The organism is Sphingopyxis sp., assembly GCF_050725615.1.
Classification (GTDB): domain Bacteria; phylum Pseudomonadota; class Alphaproteobacteria; order Sphingomonadales; family Sphingomonadaceae; genus Sphingopyxis.
On sequence record NZ_JBOHHU010000002.1, the window covers coordinates 68,798 to 86,936 of the forward strand.

Genomic DNA, 18,139 nt, shown 5'->3' on the forward strand with positions numbered 1-18,139 from the left:
CTGAACGGAGATTTGAATGACCAAAGCCGCCATCCTGATCGAACCCGGCCAGCCGCTCGCGATCGAGACCGTCCAGATCGCCGATTGCGGCCCGCACGAGGTGCGCATCCGCACCGCCGCCTGCGGCCTGTGCCATTCGGACCTGCATTTCATTGACGGCGCCTATCCGCACCCGCTGCCCGCGATCCCCGGCCATGAAGCCGCCGGCATCGTCGAGGCGGTCGGCAGCGAAGTGCGCACGGTCAAGGTCGGCGACGCGGTCGTCACCTGCCTCAGCGCCTTTTGCGGGCATTGCGAATTTTGCGTCAGCGGCCGCATGTCCCTGTGCATGGGCGGCGACACGCGCCGCGCGCCGGGCCAGCCGCCGCGCATCACGCGCCCCGACGGCAGCATCGTCAACCAGATGCTGAACCTCAGCGCCTTTGCCGAAACGATGCTGGTCCATGAACATGCGTGCGTGCGCATCGACCCCGACATGCCGCTCGACCGCGCTGCGGTGATCGGCTGCGCGGTGACCACCGGCGCGGGCACGATCTTCAACGCGTGCAAGGTGACCCCGGGCGAGACCGTCGCGGTGGTCGGTTGCGGCGGGGTCGGCCTCGCGACGATCAACGCCGCGAAGATCGCCGGCGCGGGGCGCATCATCGCCGCCGACCCGGTTCCCGAAAAGCGCGCGCTGGCGATCAAGTTGGGCGCGACCGATGTCGTCGATGCGATGGACGCCGATGCCGCGAAACAGATCCTCGAACTGAGCAAGGGCGGAGTCGATCATGCGATCGAGGCCGTCGGGCGCCCCGCCTCGGCCAGCCTTGCGGTCGCGTCGCTGCGCCGCGGCGGCACCGCGACGATCCTCGGCATGATGCCGCTTTCGGAAAAGGTCGGCCTGTCGGCGATGGACCTGCTCAGCGGCAAGAAATTGCAGGGCGCGATCATGGGCGGCAACCGCTTCCCGGTCGATATCCCGCGCCTCGTCGATTTCTACCTCCGCGGCCTGCTCGACCTCGACAGCATCGTCGCCGAGACGATCCCGCTAGCGCAGATCAACGAAGGGTTCGACAAGATGAAGAAGGGCGATGCCGCGCGGTCGGTGATCGTGTTCGACCAATGACGCTCGACGCCCAAAAGGCCTTCAGCGGCACCGTCGCGCCCGAGGGCGCCGACCTGCTCGACGAGGCGAAGCTGACCGCGTGGATGGAAGCCCATGTCGAGGGGTTCGAGGGGCCGCTGACGCAGGGCAAGTTCGCCGGCGGCCAGTCGAACCCGACCTACAAGATTTCGGCGCCGTCGGGCAATTATGTGCTCCGCCGCAAGCCCTTTGGCCCGCTGCTCCCTTCCGCCCACGCCGTCGACCGCGAATATAAGGTACAAGCGGGGCTGCATAAGACCGGCTTCCCGGTCGCGCGCCAGTATGGCCTGTGCACCGACGACAGCGTCGTCGGCAGCTGGTTCTATGTGATGGGCATGGTCGACGGCCAGACGATCTGGGACGGCGCGATGCCGGGATCGACCCCCGAGAACCGCCGCGCCACCTATGATGCGATGATCGACACGCTCGCGGCGCTGCACAGCGTCGATGTCGAGGCGGCGGGGCTGGCCGACTATGGCAAGCCGGGCAATTATTTCGGCCGCCAGGTAGACCGCTGGACCAAGCAGTACCGCCTGTCCGAGACCGAGACGATGGACGAGATGGAGCAGCTCATCGCCTGGCTGCCCGCGACCTTGCCCGAGCAGACACGCACCAGCATCGTCCATGGCGATTATCGCATCGACAATATGATCTTTGCGAAAGACCGGCCCGAAGTGCTCGCGGTGCTCGACTGGGAGCTCTCGACATTGGGCGATCCGCTCGCCGACTTCACCTATGTCGCGATGGCGTGGGTGACCGAAAATGGCGGGCGTTCGGGGGTGATGGACCTCGATCGCCAGGCGCTCGGCATTCCCGAACTCGACGAGATGGTCGCCCGCTATTGCGCCGCGACCGGCCGCGACGGGGTGCCCGACATGAACTGGTATTTCGCCTATAATTTCTTCCGCCTCGCCGGGATCATCCAGGGCATCAAGAAGCGCGTGATCGAGGGCACCGCCTCGTCGCAGCACGCCAAGGACATGTCCGAACGCGTCCGCCCGCTCGCCGAAAAGGCGTGGGATTTTGCACGAAAGGCCGGCGCATGAGCCTGTTCGACCTCAGCGGCAAGGTCGCGATCATCACCGGGTCGTCGCGCGGTATCGGACGCGCGATCGCCGAGGAATATGCCGATCATGGCGCGAAGGTCGTGATCACCAGCCGCAATCTCGAACCGTGCGAGGAGGTCGCTGCGGCGATCAACGCCCGGCACCCCGGCCATGCGATCGCGGTGTCGTCGAGCCTGTCGTCGAAGGAATCGCTGCAGGCCATGGTCGATGCCGGGCGCGCCGCGTTCGGTCCGATCGACATCCTGGTCTGCAACGCCGCGTCGAACCCGCATTACGGGCCGATGGAGACGATCAGCGACGAGGCGCTGCGCAAGACGCTCGACCATAATATCGTCGCCCAGCACTGGCTGATCACGATGGTGGCGCCCGGCATGCGCGAACGCAAGGCGGGGTCGATCATCCTCGTCTCGTCGATCGGCGGGCTGCGCGGCACGCCGATCATCGGCACCTATGCGATCACCAAGGCCGCCGATATCCAGATGGTCAAGAATCTGGCGCGCGAATTCGGACCGTCGAACGTGCGGATCAATGCGATCGCGCCGGGGCTGGTCAAGACCGACTTCGCGAAAGCGCTGTGGGAAAACCCCGACAATCTGAAAGCGTCGGTGTCGAACGCCTGCCTCGGCCGGATCGGCGAACCGCGCGAGATCGCGGGGGCGGCGGTGTATCTGGGTTCGGATGCCGCGAGTTTTATGACCGGGCAGACGATGGTATTGGACGGAGGCGTGGTGGTATGAGCGGAGCATTGGACGGCAAGGTCGCGATCATCACCGGCGCCGGATCGGGCATCGGCCGCGCGAGCGCACTGCGTTTTGCGGCCGAGGGCGCGAAGCTGGTGCTCGGCGACAAGAGTGCAGCGGTGCATGAGACGGCGCAGTTGGTGAAGGATGCGGGCGGTCAGGCGGTCGCGCTGGAGATCGACGCGGGCATCGAGGCCGATGTCGCGAGCCTCGTTGCGACGGCGCAGGAGACTTATGGCGCGCTCGACGTTGCCTTCGCCAACGCAGGCATCATCGGCGACATGGGCGGCATCTTCGATTTCGATCCCGCCGCCTGGGCCGAGACGCTGCGCGTCAATTTGATCGGCCCGGCGCTGATGGTGAAACATGCCGGCAAGGCGATGGTCGACCAGGGGCGCGGCGGTGCGATCGTGCTGACCGCGAGCGTCGCGGGGATCAATTCGGGCGCGGGCCCGGGGGCTTATTCGGCGTCGAAGGCGGGGGTGATCAACCTCGCCAAGACGGCGGCGCAGCAGCTGACGACGAGCGGCGTCCGGGTCAACGCGATCTGCCCCGGCCTCACCGAAACCGGGATGACCAAGCCGACCTTCGACTATGCCAAGGCCAAAGAGGTCACCCACAAGCTGGGCCAATTGAACCCGCTCAAGCGCGCCGCGCAGCCCGAGGAACTTGCCAATGTCGCGCTCTTTCTCGCCAGCGACCAGGCGAGCTATGTCAACGGACAGGCGATCGCGGTCGATGGCGGGCTGACCAGCTCGCATCCGGTGACGCGCCAACTGCTCGGCCAGACCTCGCACTAAGGAATTTGGACGCATGAAATATCGCGAGCTCGGCGACAGCGGCATCCGCGTTTCGACGATCTGCCTCGGCAGCTGGCTCACTTACGGGGTCGGGGTCGACGACAGCGCCGGGCGCGCCTGCGTCGAAGCGGCGCTGGATGCGGGCATCAACTTCATCGACACCGCCAATGTCTATGGCCGGGGTGCCGCCGAGGAATTTCTGGGGAAGGCACTGAAGGGGCACGCGCGCGATTCCTATGTGCTCGCGACCAAGGCCTTTTTCCCGATGTCGGACAGCGACAAGGGGCTGAGCCGGGCGCAGATCGAAAAGCAGATCGAGGCCAGCCTGACGCGGCTGCAGACCGACTATGTCGACCTCTATCAATGCCACCGCTACGACCCCGACACCCCGCTCGAGGAGACTATGGCGGCGTTGAGCGCGGTCGTGACGAGCGGCAAGGCGCGCGCGATCGGCTTTTCCGAATGGTCGCCCGAACAGATCGAGGCGGCGCTGGCGCTGGCGCCGCCCCACGTCAAATTCGTATCGAGCCAGCCGCAGTACAGCCTGCTCTATCGCCGCGCCGAGGCGAAGGTGATCCCGATCAGCATCGCGCACGGCATCGGCCAGATCGTCTGGTCGCCGCTGGCGATGGGCGTACTCAGCGGCAAATATGCCCCCGGTGCCGACATCCCCGCCGGCAGCCGCGCGTCGGGCGAGGATGCGCATTTCATGGGCCGCTACCTGACCGATCCGGTGCTCGAAGCGGTGCAGCGGCTGAAACCGCTTGCCGACCGGGCGGACTGCACCATGGCGCAGCTCGCCATCGCCTGGGTGCTCGCGCAGCCGGGCATCACCAGCGCGATCGTCGGCGCGAGCCGCCCCGAGCAGCTCCGCGAGACCGCCGCCGCCGCCGACATGACGATCGATCCGGCGCTGCTCGCCGAAGCCGCCGCCGTCCTCGAAGGAGTCCGCATTTCGTGAGTGGTTCCAAAAATCCGGGTTTCGACGCCGCGCGGCTCGACCGCATCCCCGCCTTCCTCAACGCCAAATATGTCGAGACCGGCCGCCTGCCCCACGCCGCGACTTTGGTGTCGCGGCGCGGCGAGATCGCGCACCTCTCGCTCATCGGCGACGCCCGGCCGGGCCAGGCGCTGAAGGAAGATACGATCTTCCGCATCGCCAGCATGACCAAGCCGATCACCAGCATCGTCTTGATGATGCTGGTCGAGGAAGGCAAGGTCGCGCTCTCCGACCCGCTGGTGAAATATTGTCCCGAGTTCAGGGACACCGGCGTCTTCGTCGCCGGCGGCGGCAACGTCCCGTTCCTGACCCGGCCGCCGACGCTGCCGATCCGCATCGTCGACCTGCTGCGCCACACCGCGGGGCTGACCTATGGTTTCCAGGAACGCACCCCGGTCGACGCCGCGTACCGCAAGGCGCGGATCGACGATTTCGACGCCGATTATACGATGGACAGCTTCCTCGCCGACCTCGCCAAAATCCCGCTGCAATTCGACCCCGGCACGCATTGGAATTATTCGATGGCGACCGACGTGCTCGGCGCGGTCATCGAGCGGGTCGAAGGCAGGCCGTTCGCGCAAGTTCTGCAGGAGCGGATATTCGGCCCGCTGGGCATGGTCGACACCGGCTTCAAGGTGCCCGCCGACCAGCAGCACCGGCTGGCCGACGCCTATGCCTTTGACCCCAAGGACAGGATGAAGGTCTTCGACAGCGGCGACAAGAGCCGCTGGGCCAAGGACCGCAGTTTCCATTCGGGCGGCGGCGGGCTGGTTTCGACGCTCGCCGATTATCACCGCTTCTGCCTGATGCTGCTCGGCGGCGGCGCGCTCGACGGCGTGCGAATCGTCAGCCGCAAGACGCTCGAGCTGATGACCGCGAACCACCTGCCGGGCGGCGGCGACCTCGTCCAGCATAGCGTCGGTATTTTTTCCGAAGCCGAAAATGCCGGGGTGGGTTTCGGGCTCGGCTTCGCGGTGACCGAGCATCCCGCCCGGACGCTGACCCCGGGGTCGGCGGGCGATTTTTATTGGGGCGGCATGTTCTCGACCGGTTTCTTCGTCGATCCGGTCGAGCAGCTCTGCATCGTGTTTATGACCCAGCTGATGCCCTCTTCCACCTATCCCGTGCGGCGCGAGGTCAAGACCCTGATCCACGCCGCGATCAACGATTGAAGCCTTTTAAGGAGCCTGTCATGTCCGAAGAAACCCCGATCAGCGTCACGCTGGAAAAGGACGGCAATGTCGCCGTCGTCATCGTCAACAACCCGCCGGTCAACGCCCTCTCCTGGCACGTCCGCCAGGGCCTTGCCGACCATTTCGCGGCCGCGCTGGCCGACGACAGCGTCGAGGCGATCGTGCTGCGCTGCGACGGCAGCACCTTCATCGCCGGCGCCGACATCAGCGAATTCGGCAAGCCGCCGCGCGGCCCCGATTTCAACGCGGTGCTCAACAGCATCGAACAGGCGACCAAGCCCGTCGTCGCCGCGATCCACGGCACGGCGCTCGGTGGCGGTCTCGAAACCGCGCTCGTCTGCCATTACCGCGTCGCGGTTCCGTCGGCGAAGCTCGGGGTGCCCGAGGTCAAGCTCGGCCTGCTGCCCGGCGCCGGCGGCACCCAGCGCCTGCCGCGCGTCGTCGGGGTCGAGGCCGCCGCGACGATGGTGTCGTCCGGCGACCCGTTGCCCGCCGCCAAGGCGAAGGAGCTTGGCCTCGTCGATGCGCTCGCCGGCGAAGACAGCCTTGCGGCCGATGCGATCGCCTTTGCGCGCGCGCGTGTAGCCGACGGTCCGCGCCCGACGCGCGACCGCGAAGTGTTCGGCGACGTCGCGATCATCGAACAGCTGAAGACCGCGAACGCCAAAAAATGGCGCGGGTTCGAGGCGCCCTATGCGAACCTCGCCTGCGTCGAGGCCGCGACGCGCCTGCCCTTCGACGAAGGCCTCGCCTTTGAGCGCGAGCAGTTTGTGAAGCTGATGTTCGGCAGCCAGTCGGCGGCGCAGCGCCACATCTTCTTCGCCGAGCGCCAGGCCGCAAAGATCGACGGCCTGCCCAAGGACACCGCGCTGCGCGACGTCAAGAAGGTCGGCGTGATCGGCGCCGGCACGATGGGCGGCGGCATCAGCATGAACTTCCTGCAGAAGGGCATCCCGGTCACCATCGTCGAGATGCAGCAGGAAGCGCTCGATCGCGGCACCGGCGTGATCCGCAAGAATTACGAGGCGTCGGCCGCCAAGGGCCGCTTCAAGCCCGAACAGGTCGAGGCGATGATGGGCATCCTCACGCCCACGCTGAACCTCGACGATCTCGCCGACTGCGACCTGATCATCGAAGCCGTCTATGAGAATATGGACGTGAAAAAGGACATTTTCGGCAAGCTCGACAAGATCGCGAAGCCCGGCGCGATCCTCGCGTCGAACACCAGCTACCTCGACATCGACGAGATCGCGACCGCGACGAGCCGCCCCGGCGACGTGCTCGGCATGCACTTCTTCTCGCCCGCCAATGTGATGAAGCTGCTCGAAGTGGTGCGCGGCGACAAGACCGCGCCCGACGCGCTGGCGACGGCGATGGCGATCGGCAAAAAAATCGGCAAGGTCGCGGTGGTCGCGGGCGTGTGCGACGGCTTCATCGGCAACCGGATGTTGAAACCCCGCCAGGTCGAGGCGATGAACCTCCTCATGGAAGGCGCGACGCCGCAGCAGATCGACAAGGTCCATGTCGATTTCGGCATGCCGATGGGGCCGTTCCAGATGAGCGACCTCGCCGGCGTCGACATCGGCTGGCACCGCGACCCGACGCGCATCGAGAGCATCCGCGACGCACTCGCCGCCAAGGGCCGCTGGGGACAGAAGACCGGCAAGGGCTTCTATGACTATGACGAGAAGCGTAACCCGAGCCCGAGCGCCGAAGTCGCCGAAATCATCGAGGACTTCCGCCAGCACTCGAACAAGGCGAAGCGCGAGATCAGCGACCAGGAAATCATCGAGCGCACGCTGTATCCGATGGTCAACGAAGGCGCGCTGATCCTGGCCGAAGGCAAGGCGCAGCGCGCGTCGGACATCGATGTCGTGTGGATCTATGGCTATGGCTGGCCGGTCTATCGCGGCGGCCCGATGTTCTGGGCAGGGCTGGAAGGCACCGACAAGATCGTCGCGGCGCTGGAGAAGCATGGCTTTGCGGTTGCGCCGCTGCTCAAGGAGAAGGCCGAGGCGAAGAGCGGCTTCTAAACCGCCCGCGCGAAAGAAAGATCCGGCCGCCTGTCCCACCCTGGGGCGGGCGGCCTTTCTTTTGTCCGAACGCCGGCCCGCCGCCGCGGGGGAATGTGCGATTCAAGGTTAAAGCCGTGGCAACCTCTGCCGTTAGGGCAGAGCATGAATGCCATGTCCCCGCTCGCCCTCCTGCTGCTCACCGCCAGCGCGACCGCCTCGACGCCGGTCGCGGCGCCGCAGACGAGCGCGGTCGGCATCGCACGGGCCCGGATCGTCGCACCGGCGGAAGTCCGGCGCGTCGACGGACGGCTGGAAGTGCGCACCGGCGACCGCAAGGCCCCGACGCAGGTGCATCGCACCGAGCGCAAGGACGGCGGCGAAACGGCGGATTTTTACTAGAACGAGCCCCAATTCCCGTTCGTGTCGAGCGTAGTCGAGACACGCCGGCACAGCGCCAGACGCATCTCGACTTCGCTCGATGCAAACGGGGTTGGGTGTGTGAGGCTCAGCCCTGCAACGTCTGGATAATCGCCGAAAAGTCGCGGCCATCCTTGTCGGCCTCGACAAAGGCTTCGTAGAGTTCGCGCGCCTTCGACCCCATCGGAACATCGGCGTCGACGCTCGCCGCCGCCTCCATCGCGAGGCGCAAATCCTTGAGCATCAGCGCCGCCGCGAAACCGCCCGCATAGCCATTGTCGGCGGGGGTGACCGGGCCGACGCCGGGGAGCGGCGCGTAAGAGGTCAGCGACCAGCATTGCCCCGACGAGACGCTGGCGATGTCGAAGAATTTCTGCGGATCGAGCCCGAGCTTTTGCGCGAGCGCGAGCGTTTCGCAGGTCGCGATCATCGAGGCGCCGAGCAGCATGTTGTTGCAGATCTTCGCGCCCTGCCCCGCCCCCGCATCGCCGGCGTGGATCACCGCCTTGCCCATCCTGGCGAGGATCGGTTCGGCGCGCACGAAACCCTCGTCGGTGCCGCCGACCATGAAGGTCAAAGTTCCGGCATTGGCCGCCGCGATGCCGCCCGACACCGGCGCGTCGACCGCGACGAGACCCTTGGCGGTGGCGGCTTCGATGTTCGAGCGCGCGGTGGCGACGTCGATCGTCGAGCAATCGAGCAGCAGGGTGCCCGGCGCGGCGTTCGGGAAGACGTCGGCTTCGTAGACCGAGGCGACATGCTTGCCCGCGGGGAGCATCGTCACCACCGCTTCGGCGCCGGTCACGGCTTCGGCCGCCGATACGGCGCGCGTGCAGCCCGCCTCGACAGCGCGTGCGAGCGCCTCTTCGCTGAGGTCGAAGGCGCGGACCTCATGCCCTGCCTTCGCCAGGTTCGCGGCCATGCCGCCGCCCATATTGCCGAGTCCGATGAATGCGATTTTCATTGTTTCTCCCCTCCCGCTTGCGGGAGGGGCCGGGGGAAGGCCTGTCCCGAATATTGCATTGGCGAGGAGGAAACAGGCCCTCCCCTAACCCCTCCCGCAAGCGGGAGGGGGACCGGGCTTAGCGCCCCTTCCACACGCCTTCGCGCTTCTCGATGAAGGCGGCCATGCCTTCGGCCTTGTCCTCGGTCGCGGCGAGGATCTGGAACAGGCGGCGTTCGTAGATCAGCCCCTGGTCGAGCGTCGTTTCGAAGGCGGCGTTGATCATGTCCTTGTTCACCATCGCGGCCATCGGGGGCATCGATGCGATCGTCGTGGCGGTCTTCACGGCTTCGTCGACAAGGCTTTCATGCGCGACGACGCGCGCGACAAGGCCCGAGCGCTCGGCTTCGGCACCGTCCATCATCCGGCCGGTGAGGCACATTTCCATCGCCTTCGCCTTGCCGACCGCGCGGGTCAGCCGCTGCGAGCCGCCCATCCCCGGCGCGACGCCGAGCTTGATTTCGGGCTGGCCGAATTTCGCTTTTTCCGACGCGATGATGAAATCGGCCATCATCGCCAGCTCGCAGCCGCCGCCGAGCGCGAAGCCATTGACCGCGGCGATCCACGGCTTGCGCACCTTCTTCACGAAGTCGCTTGTCCATTTCGAGAAAAAATCCTCGAGATAGAAATCGGCGGCGGGCTTGTCGGCCATTTCCTTGATGTCGGCGCCCGCAGCAAAGGCCTTGTCGCCCGAACCGGTGAGCACCGCGCAGCGCTGGCCGGGGTCGGCTTCGAACGCGGCAAAGGCGGCGATCAGGTCGCCCAGCACGTCCGAGTTGAGCGCGTTCAGCGCCTGCGGACGGTTGAGCGTGACGAGCGTGACGGCGCCGCGCTGTTCGACCAGGAGGGTTTCATAGGTCATCAAAAATCATTCTTTCCGATATGGGCGGGAAGCGGGCTCCAGGCCTCGGCTTCGGGCAGGGGGTCAAAAAAGGGCGCGACATCGGCGAGCGGCGCCCAGGTCGGCGCATTGTCCTTGTCGATCAGCACCGCGCGGACGCCCTCGCGAAAATCGGGAAATTCGATCAGGCGGACCATCAGGGCATATTCCATCCGCATCTCGTCGACGAAATGCATATGCTTCGGGCTTTCGACCAGCATCCGCAGCGACGCCTGGCAGGCGGTGGGCGATTTGGCGCGAATGGTCTTGGCGGTCGCGGCGGCCCAGGGATCCTCCTCGGCGTCGAGACTGGCGAGAATCGCGTGCAGATCGTCGCTGGCGAAGCAGCGGTCGATCAGCGGCAACCGCGCCAAGATCGGCGCATCACCGCTGCCCGGCTCTTCCGCCTCGTCCAATATCGCCTGGACCCGATAGGGGTTGGCGGCGATCTTTTCCTTGACCGCGTCGAGCCGGTCGGAGGCGATGACATGGGTCGCGAGCCGCAACGCCTTGCATTCGGCGCCGTTCAGCCGCGCCGAGGTGAGCGAGAGATATTGCGCGAGCCGCCCGCGCAGTCGCGACAGATAGCGGCCGCCGCCGACGTCGGGGAAGATGCCGATCGCCGTCTCGGGCATGGCGAACATCGTCCGCTCGGTCGCGACACGGTAGCGGCACGGACAGGTGATCCCGACCCCGCCGCCCATCGTCACCCCGTCCATGAACGCCACCCCGGGCTTGGGGTAAGTGTACATCAGGTGGTTGAGGCGATATTCCTCGAAAAAGAAGGCCCGCGCCGCCGCGACATGGCCATCGATATTGTTGGCGATCGTCACCACGTCGCCGCCGGCGCAAAAGCCCCGTCCCTCGGCATGATCGATCAGCACGATGCGAATATCATCCTGGTCGCGCCATTCGATCAGCGCCCGCGTCATCGCGCGCACCATGGCGAGGTCGAGCGCATGGAGCGCGTGCGGGCGATTGAGCCGCATTCGTCCGGCCTGTCCATCCTGATAGGAGCGGATTTCGTCTTGCATCATCGTCATCAATTCGCCTTTGCGTAGGAACCGGGAGCGGCTTCGATCCCGCCCTCTATCTTGCGCGCCTTCACGCGCGAACCCGAACCATGCGCGGCCAGCCAGGCGGTCCAGTGCGGCCACCAGGACCCGTCGTGCTTCGTCGCGCCCGCCAGCCATTCTTCGGCGCGGTCGGGGGTCTCGTCGCTGGTCCAATAGCCATGCTTGTTCGCGGCCGGCGGGTTGATCACCCCCGCATTATGCCCCGAACCGCCGAGCAGGAAATCGGCGCCGAGCAGGCGGGCCCCGTCATAGACCGCTTCCCAGGCCGAGACATGGTCATCCTTGAGCGCGACGACCAGCAGCGGGGTCGCGATATCGGTGAGGTCGATCGGCTTGCCGCCGATCGAAAAGCCGGCGCCGTTCGCCAGCCTGTTTTCGAACAAGATGTCGCGGTTGTAGGATTTGAGGAAGGCGGCCGGAATACGGGCGCCATCCTCGAACCAATAGAGCAGGTCGCTGGGCGGGGCCGGACGATCGAGCAGATAATGGTTCACCACCGACGACCAGATCAGGTCGTTGGCGCGCATCGCCGCGAACAGCCGCTGGAGTTCGAACGAATCGATATAGCCCTGGCCGTCGAGATGCTTGTCCAGCGCATCGAGATGCCCTTCGTGCACGAAGGCCGACCAGTCGCGCATGTCGGCGAAATCGATCATCGAGCCGATCAGCGTCGCGCTGTTGACCTCGTCCGCCCGCCCCGCCGCCGCCAGATAGGCCAGCGCAATTGCGACCAACGTGCCGCCCAGGCAGAAGGCGAAGAGATCGGGCCGCGCGCCGGTGCGCGCCGCGACTTCGCCGATCGCGGTGACGATGCCTTCGAGGACATAGGCCTCGACATCCTTGTCGCGATGGCTTTCGTCGGGATTGACCCACGAGATGACGAATATCGTGCGGCCCTGATCGACCAGCCATTTGATCAGGCTCGATCGCGGCTGCAGGTCGATCATGTAAAAGCGGTTCACCAGCGGCGGCACATAGAGCAGGGGTTCGCCCGCGACCTCGGCGGTGGCGGGCGCATATTGGATCAGTTCGAACAGATCGTTGCGGAACACCACCTCGCCCGGCGTCGCGGCGATCGTCTCGCCCTTCACAAACGCGTTGCGATCGGTCCGCCGGCTGACGATCCCGCGCCCGCTCGACAGGTCTTCGAGCAGATTCGCAAAACCGCGGACCAGATTGGCGCCGCCGGTCTCGCGCGTGCGCTCGATCACCTCCGGGTTGGTCATCGCATGATTGGTCGGCGAAGCCGCGTTCAGATATTGATCGAGCAGGAAGCGCACCATAGCGCCGCCCGATCCCTCTGCCCCGGCCGCCACGCCGCGCAACTGGTCCGAGGCGAGCAGATAGGCGTCGCGCATCGTCCGAAAATAGGGATCGTCCTGCCACGCCGCCGCCGCAAAACGGCGGTCCTTTGGCTTGGCGGCGGGATCGGCAGCGGGATTGACCGCGCGGACCCAGAAATCGGTCCATTGTCCCACCGCCGCCCGCTGAATCGCGAACAGGTCGGCGGGGCGCGCCGCCATCCCGGCCGCCGCCTCCATCGTGGCGGACGCGATCGCGAACGGATCGAAGGGCAGCGTCGCGCCCTTCGGCCCCATCTTCGCCATCGCGGCGGCGGCCTTGCGGATCGATTGGTCGATGCTGTCGGTCATTGGCGCAGCAGGTCCCGTCCGACGATCATTCGCATGACCTGGTTGGTGCCTTCGAGGATCGAATGGACGCGCAGGTCGCGCCAAAAACGCTCGATCGGATAGTCGCGGAGATAGCCGTAGCCGCCGAACAATTGCAGCGCGTCGTTGACGATCTTGCTGCCATTGTCGGTCGCGAGCCGTTTCGCCATCGCCGAGAAGCGCGACTTGTCGGGGGCGTTCGCGGTGACCTTTGCCGCCGCGAGATAGAGCAAGGCGCGCGACGCTTCGAGGTCGGTCGCCATGTCGGCGAGCATGAACTGGGTGTTCTGGAAATCGGCGATCGGCTGGCCGAACTGCTGGCGGTCCTTGGTGTAGGCGATCGCCTCGTCGAGGCAGCGCTGCGCGCCGCCCAAGGAGCAGGCGCCGATGTTGAGGCGGCCGCCGTCGAGGCCGGCCATCGCGAAGCGGAAGCCGTCGCCCTCGGCGCCGACGAGATTCTCGACCGGTACGCGGCAATCCTCGAAAATCACCTGCGCGGTCGGCGAGGCATTCCAGCCGAGCTTTTTCTCGGGCGCGCCGAAGCTGAGGCCCGGGGTGTCCTTTTCGATGACGAGGCAGCTGATCCCCTTCGACTTCTCCTCGCTGGTGCGGACCATGCAGACATAGATGTCGTTGGTGCCCGCGCCCGAGATGAACTGCTTGGTGCCGTTCAGCACATAATGATCGCCGTCCTTCTTGGCCGTGGTCTTCAAGGCGGCGGCGTCCGACCCCGAACCCGGTTCGGTCAGGCAATAGCTCGCGATCTTCTCCATGCTGACGAGCTCGGGCAGGAAGCGCGCTTTGACCTCGGCGCCACCGAAGCGGTCGATCATCCAGGTCGCCATATTGTGGATCGAGACATAGGCGCTGGTCGCGGGGCAGCCATAGGCCATCGCCTCCATGATCAGCGCCGCTTCGAGCCGGCCGAGCCCGATGCCGCCCGATTCCTCGGCGACGTAAATCGCGCCGAAGCCAAGTTCGCCCGCCGCTTTCCAGACGTCGACGGGATAATGATGCTTCTCGTCCCATTCCGCCGCGAAGGGCGTGATGCGATCGGCGGTGAATTTGCGCGCCATGTCCTGGATGGCGAGCTGGTCGTCGGTGAGTTGAAACTGGTCGGTCATGCGCTCTTCTCGATGATGATGGCTTCGGCTTCGATTTCGACTTTCCATTCGGGGCGGATCAGCGCCGGCACAACCAGCATTGTCGATGCCGGACGCACATTTTTGAATGCCGATCCATGCGCGCGGCCGACAAGATCGGCGTCGGCGGCGTCGGTGATATACATGCGCGTGCGCACGACATCGGCGAAGCTGCCGCCAAGCGCTGCGAGCGCCTCGCCGATGATCGCGATGCAGCGCGCCGCCTGTGCGCCCGCATCACCGGGGGTCGATGAGCCATCGGGCTCGATCGGCGCGCAGCCGGCGACGTCGATGCGGCTGCCGACGCGCACCGCGCGGCTGTAACCGTAGACGGACTCGAAGGGCGAGGCGGAGCTGTGATGGCGCCGTCCCCCCGCTTGCGGATCGGCGTCAGCCACAGCTGACCCGTTCGATCTTGTAGGCGGCGTCATAGGAGACGGTGAGCCGGTCGGCGCGATAATCCATCGTCACCGCCATGCCCGGCGCGACCCAGCGCAAGGTGCGCGCGCCGGTCGCGCGGAGCAGCGCGACGCCCGTCTCGGCGGATGCGGTCTGGCCGACGAAGCTCTGCCCGGCGTCGCCATTGCACGCAGCTTCGGCAGGCGGCGGCGGTGAAGCGGGATTTGCGTCGCCATCCATCGTCGAGCAGGCAGCGAGCGGCAGCAGGGTTGCGGCGGCGATCCAGCGAATATCCATCATCTGTTTCCCTTTATCCGATCAGGCTCAAATCAGGCACGGCAACGCGTATAGCGCATCGCATCGGGCGCGGCACCCTCGCCATGGTCGCGGCGGACGAGCGTCTTGCCGCCATCCGCGACGCTGAGCACCATCAGCCGGTCCCAGTCCATGCCCTCGCCGCTGAATTTATAATCGGCGACGATGCGGGTCGCGCTCCGCTCGCGCACGCGCGCCAGTTCGCCGTGCGATTCGTGGAAGCGCAGGTTGGCGGCATCGATCACCAGCGCGGTGAGGTCGGTGCCGGGGCGCTTCGGACAATCGCTCGCATCGATCGCCCAGCGTCCCTGGATCGCGGCCGGGATCGCCTTGTCGCCGCTGCCGATGCCCGCTTCGGGCGCGGCGGGCGGCGCCAGCGCGGGATCGGGCTTATAGTCCTCGGCGGGCGCCGGTTCGGGCAGTGCAGGCGGCGCGGCGGGTTCGGCGTCGGGCGCGGGCGCGACGCTGACCTTGTCCGCAGTCGCGCCCTTGTCGTTCGCATCACCGCACCCGGCGAGCAGCAGCAGCGCCACGGGCATCGTCCATCGCATCATCGTCTTTCTCCTTCGCCAGGAGAAATGCGCGATGTCCGGTGCCGGTTTCATGGCCAGCGTCCGATCAGCCCATTGTCGGGATGACGAAGGCGTTGCCGCCATCGGGCGAGCCGTCGGGCCAGCGCGCGGTGATCGTCTTGACCTTGGTCCAGAATTTCACGCCTTCCATGCCGTGCTGGTTGGTGTCGCCGAAGGCCGAACGTTTCCAGCCGCCGAAGCTATGATAGGCGACGGGCACCGGGATCGGCACGTTGATGCCGACCATGCCGACATTGACCCGCGCCGCGAATTCGCGCGCCGCATGGCCGTTGCGGGTGAAGATCGCGACGCCATTGCCATATTGGTGCTTCGACGGCAGCGACAGCGCGGTTTCGAAATCGGGGGCGCGGACGATCTGCAGCACGGGGCCGAAGATTTCTTCCTTGTAGCTTTCCATGTCGGTGGTGACATGGTCGAACAGGGTCGGGCCGATGAAGAAGCCTTTCTCATGCCCCTGCAGCGAGAAGCCGCGGCCGTCGACGACGAGCTCGGCGCCCTCGTCGGCGCATTTCTGGATCCAGCCTTCGACCTTTTCCTTGTGCGCCTGCGTCACCACGGGGCCGTAATGCGCCTCGGCATCGGTCGACACGCCGACACGCAGCGCCTCGATCGCGGGGATCAGCTTGGCCTTCAAGCGCTCGGCGGTGTCGTCGCCGACGGGGACGACGACGGGCAAAGCCATGCAGCGCTCGCCCGCCGAGCCGAAAGCGGCGCCGGCGAGGTCATTGACGACCTGGTCGAGGTCGGCGTCGGGCATGACGATTCCATGGTTCTTCGCGCCGCCCATCGCCTGGACGCGCTTCCCGTTGGCGACGCCGCGATTGTAGACATAATGGGCGATGTCGGACGAGCCGACGAAGCTGACCGCGCCGATGTCGGGATGGTCGAGGATCGCGTCGACCATTTCCTTGTCGCCATGGACGACCTGGCAGATGCCCTCGGGAAGCCCGGCTTCGAGGAAGAGTTCGGCGAGGCGCACCGGAACGCTGGGGTCGCGCTCGCTGGGCTTGATCAGGAAGGCATTGCCCGTGGCGATCGCGACCCCCGACATCCACAGCGGGATCATCGCGGGAAAGTTGAACGGGGTGATGCCGGCGCCGATGCCGATCGGCTGGCGCATCGAATAGACGTCGATGCCCGGCCCCGCGCCCTGCGTATATTCGCCCTTCAGCACATGCGGGATGCCGCAGCAGAATTCGATGACTTCGAGGCCGCGCTGGATGTCGCCCTTCGAATCGGCGATCACCTTGCCATGTTCGCTCGACAGCAGATGCGCGAGTTCGTCGATATTGGCTTCGACGAGGCGCTTGAATTCGAACATGACGCGCGCGCGGCGCTGCGGGTTGGTCGCGGCCCAGCCGGGCTGCGCCGCCTTCGCTGCGGCGACCGCCTTTTCGAGCAACGCCGCGTCGCCCAAGGCGACCTCGGCCTGCACATTGCCGTTGTTGGGGTCGAAGATCGGACTACGACGGCTGCTGCCACCGGCACCGCCGACAATAAGATGGTCGATCTGTCGCATCACAAGCCTCCTGAAATTGTTGCCGCTGCCACAGCCGAGTTGCGGGGCGATTGCAAGGGATAGACTTGCAGGGCGATGCTGCATATTTGCAGGTCATGGACTGGGGCAAGCTGCAATATTTCCTGACCGTCGCGCAGCAGGGCACGCTGGCGCGCGCCGGGCAAGCACTGCAGGTCGATGCGACGACGGTCAGCCGCCAGCTGAGCGCGCTCGAGGCGATGCTGCAACAGACGTTGTTCGAACGCGCGCCGGGTGGTTTCCTGCTCACGGCGGCCGGCCGCGCGCTCGTCCCGCACGCCGAGGCGATGGCGGCGGCGGCGGCGCGCATCCGCTCGGCCGGCGACGGCGGCGCGGCGCTGTCGGGGCAATTGCGCGTCAGCGTGTCGGAGGGATTCGGGGGCAACTTCATCGCGCCGCGCCTCGCGGGCTTCGTCGCCGCGCATCCCGAACTCGAAATCGACCTCGTCGCTTCGTCGGGTTTTTTGAATCCGTCGCGGCGCGAGGCCGATATGGCGGTGCTGCTCGCGCGGCCCAGAAAAGGCCCGCTGATCACGCGCAAATTGTCCGATTACAGCCTTGGTCTCTATGCGCCCGCCCACCGCACCGACTGGCAGGAGGCGGTCGCCGCGACCCCGCTGTCGCGCGCCGGGGTGCCGGTGATCGGCTATGTTCCCGACATTCTCTACGCGCCCGAACTCGATTATCTGGGCGAGATCGAGCCGGGGCTGCGCGCCGGGGTGCGCTCGTCGAGTATTCTGGCCCAGCGGCGGATGATCGCGGGCGGCGCCGGAGTCGGGGTGCTCCCCTGCTTCCTCGCGGCGGGCGATCCGGCGCTGGTGCGCGTGCGCCCCGAACAGGTCATCGCGCGCGCCTTCTGGCTCGCGCTCCACCGCGACGTCGCCCCGCAGCCGCGCATCCGCGCCTTCATCGACTGGCTCGATGGCGAGATACGCGAGAGCCGGGGGTTGTTCGTTCCGGGGTGAGCAGACTCTTCGCCTCCCCTTCTTCGTCATCCCCGCGAAGGCGGGGATCCAGCTTTTTCCTTCTTCGTGCCTTTGCGCCTTTGCGTGAGATTTTTCTGGTTTCACGCAAAGGCACGAAGAAAAGAGCAAAAGAAGAAAGCTGGATCCCCGCCTTCGCGGGGATGACGGGGTTTTAGGCGAGAGGGTCAGGCTGTCCCTGAC

General features: G+C 66.3%; 18 protein-coding genes. 9 read left to right on the top strand and 9 right to left on the bottom strand.

Annotation, left to right across the window (positions count from 1 at the left end):
- Nucleotides 1-16: 16 nt before the first annotated feature.
- The 8 genes from ACREB7_RS00895 (at nucleotide 17) to ACREB7_RS00930 (ending at nucleotide 8,340) form a co-directional block, all read left to right on the top strand.
- The gene (locus ACREB7_RS00895; protein ID WP_431590418.1) at nucleotides 17-1,108 is read left to right on the top strand and encodes a Zn-dependent alcohol dehydrogenase; all 1,092 of its coding nucleotides are present in this window, start codon (nucleotides 17-19) and stop codon (nucleotides 1,106-1,108) included.
- Nucleotides 1,105-2,172, top strand: a complete 1,068-nt coding sequence (locus ACREB7_RS00900; RefSeq protein WP_431590419.1) for a phosphotransferase family protein — start codon at nucleotides 1,105-1,107, stop codon at nucleotides 2,170-2,172. Before ACREB7_RS00895 ends, ACREB7_RS00900 begins: the two co-directional genes overlap by 4 nt.
- Nucleotides 2,169-2,930, top strand: a complete 762-nt coding sequence (locus tag ACREB7_RS00905) for an SDR family oxidoreductase (RefSeq protein WP_431590420.1) — start codon at nucleotides 2,169-2,171, stop codon at nucleotides 2,928-2,930. Before ACREB7_RS00900 ends, ACREB7_RS00905 begins: the two co-directional genes overlap by 4 nt.
- Nucleotides 2,927-3,733 (top strand): SDR family NAD(P)-dependent oxidoreductase, encoded by an 807-nt coding sequence (locus tag ACREB7_RS00910; RefSeq protein WP_431590421.1) that lies wholly within the window; start codon nucleotides 2,927-2,929, stop codon nucleotides 3,731-3,733. Before ACREB7_RS00905 ends, ACREB7_RS00910 begins: the two co-directional genes overlap by 4 nt.
- Before the next feature lie 13 nt (nucleotides 3,734-3,746).
- Nucleotides 3,747-4,694 carry an aldo/keto reductase family protein gene (locus ACREB7_RS00915; protein WP_431590422.1) on the top strand — a complete coding sequence of 316 codons (948 nt, stop codon included), beginning with the start codon at nucleotides 3,747-3,749 and terminating at the stop codon, nucleotides 4,692-4,694.
- Nucleotides 4,691-5,905 (top strand): serine hydrolase domain-containing protein, encoded by a 1,215-nt coding sequence (locus tag ACREB7_RS00920; RefSeq protein WP_431590423.1) that lies wholly within the window; start codon nucleotides 4,691-4,693, stop codon nucleotides 5,903-5,905. Before ACREB7_RS00915 ends, ACREB7_RS00920 begins: the two co-directional genes overlap by 4 nt.
- 20 nt (nucleotides 5,906-5,925) lie before the next feature.
- Complete coding sequence (locus tag ACREB7_RS00925) at nucleotides 5,926-7,959, top strand: 3-hydroxyacyl-CoA dehydrogenase NAD-binding domain-containing protein (RefSeq protein WP_431590424.1); 2,034 nt, start codon at nucleotides 5,926-5,928, stop codon at nucleotides 7,957-7,959.
- A 144-nt stretch (nucleotides 7,960-8,103) separates the two neighbouring features.
- Nucleotides 8,104-8,340, top strand: coding sequence for a hypothetical protein (locus ACREB7_RS00930; protein ID WP_431590425.1), 237 nt, complete (start codon nucleotides 8,104-8,106; stop codon nucleotides 8,338-8,340).
- A 106-nt stretch (nucleotides 8,341-8,446) separates the two neighbouring features.
- On the opposite strand, the gene mmsB is transcribed toward ACREB7_RS00930, so the two are convergent.
- The 9 genes from mmsB to ACREB7_RS00975 form a co-directional block, all read right to left on the bottom strand.
- Nucleotides 8,447-9,322, bottom strand: a complete 876-nt coding sequence (gene mmsB, locus ACREB7_RS00935) for a 3-hydroxyisobutyrate dehydrogenase (protein WP_431590426.1) — start codon at nucleotides 9,320-9,322, stop codon at nucleotides 8,447-8,449.
- 118 nt (nucleotides 9,323-9,440) lie between these two features.
- Nucleotides 9,441-10,223, bottom strand: a complete 783-nt coding sequence (locus tag ACREB7_RS00940; RefSeq protein ID WP_431590427.1) for an enoyl-CoA hydratase-related protein — start codon at nucleotides 10,221-10,223, stop codon at nucleotides 9,441-9,443.
- A complete protein-coding gene (locus tag ACREB7_RS00945; RefSeq protein WP_431590453.1) occupies nucleotides 10,223-11,275 on the bottom strand; it encodes an enoyl-CoA hydratase/isomerase family protein in 1,053 nt (350 codons plus the stop codon). The genes ACREB7_RS00940 and ACREB7_RS00945 overlap by 1 nt, the downstream gene beginning before the upstream one ends.
- A gap of 8 nt (nucleotides 11,276-11,283) precedes the next feature.
- Nucleotides 11,284-12,969: a PHA/PHB synthase family protein gene (locus ACREB7_RS00950; RefSeq protein WP_431590428.1), complete on the bottom strand. Its 1,686-nt coding sequence runs from the start codon at nucleotides 12,967-12,969 to the stop codon at nucleotides 11,284-11,286.
- Nucleotides 12,966-14,111 carry an acyl-CoA dehydrogenase family protein gene (locus ACREB7_RS00955; protein ID WP_431590429.1) on the bottom strand — a complete coding sequence of 382 codons (1,146 nt, stop codon included), beginning with the start codon at nucleotides 14,109-14,111 and terminating at the stop codon, nucleotides 12,966-12,968. The genes ACREB7_RS00950 and ACREB7_RS00955 overlap by 4 nt, the downstream gene beginning before the upstream one ends.
- Nucleotides 14,108-14,527: a RidA family protein gene (locus ACREB7_RS00960; RefSeq protein WP_431590430.1), complete on the bottom strand. Its 420-nt coding sequence runs from the start codon at nucleotides 14,525-14,527 to the stop codon at nucleotides 14,108-14,110. Before ACREB7_RS00960 ends, ACREB7_RS00955 begins: the two co-directional genes overlap by 4 nt.
- Nucleotides 14,520-14,828 (bottom strand): I78 family peptidase inhibitor, encoded by a 309-nt coding sequence (locus tag ACREB7_RS00965; RefSeq protein WP_431590431.1) that lies wholly within the window; start codon nucleotides 14,826-14,828, stop codon nucleotides 14,520-14,522. The genes ACREB7_RS00960 and ACREB7_RS00965 overlap by 8 nt, the downstream gene beginning before the upstream one ends.
- 29 nt (nucleotides 14,829-14,857) lie before the next feature.
- Nucleotides 14,858-15,397 (bottom strand): hypothetical protein, encoded by a 540-nt coding sequence (locus ACREB7_RS00970; protein ID WP_431590432.1) that lies wholly within the window; start codon nucleotides 15,395-15,397, stop codon nucleotides 14,858-14,860.
- 64 nt (nucleotides 15,398-15,461) lie between these two features.
- Nucleotides 15,462-16,955, bottom strand: a complete 1,494-nt coding sequence (locus tag ACREB7_RS00975; protein WP_431590433.1) for a CoA-acylating methylmalonate-semialdehyde dehydrogenase — start codon at nucleotides 16,953-16,955, stop codon at nucleotides 15,462-15,464.
- Nucleotides 16,956-17,050: 95 nt separating this feature from the next.
- On the opposite strand from ACREB7_RS00975, the gene ACREB7_RS00980 reads away from it, so the two are divergent.
- Nucleotides 17,051-17,938: a LysR family transcriptional regulator gene (locus ACREB7_RS00980; RefSeq protein ID WP_431590454.1), complete on the top strand. Its 888-nt coding sequence runs from the start codon at nucleotides 17,051-17,053 to the stop codon at nucleotides 17,936-17,938.
- The last annotated feature ends 201 nt before the right edge of the window (nucleotides 17,939-18,139 follow it).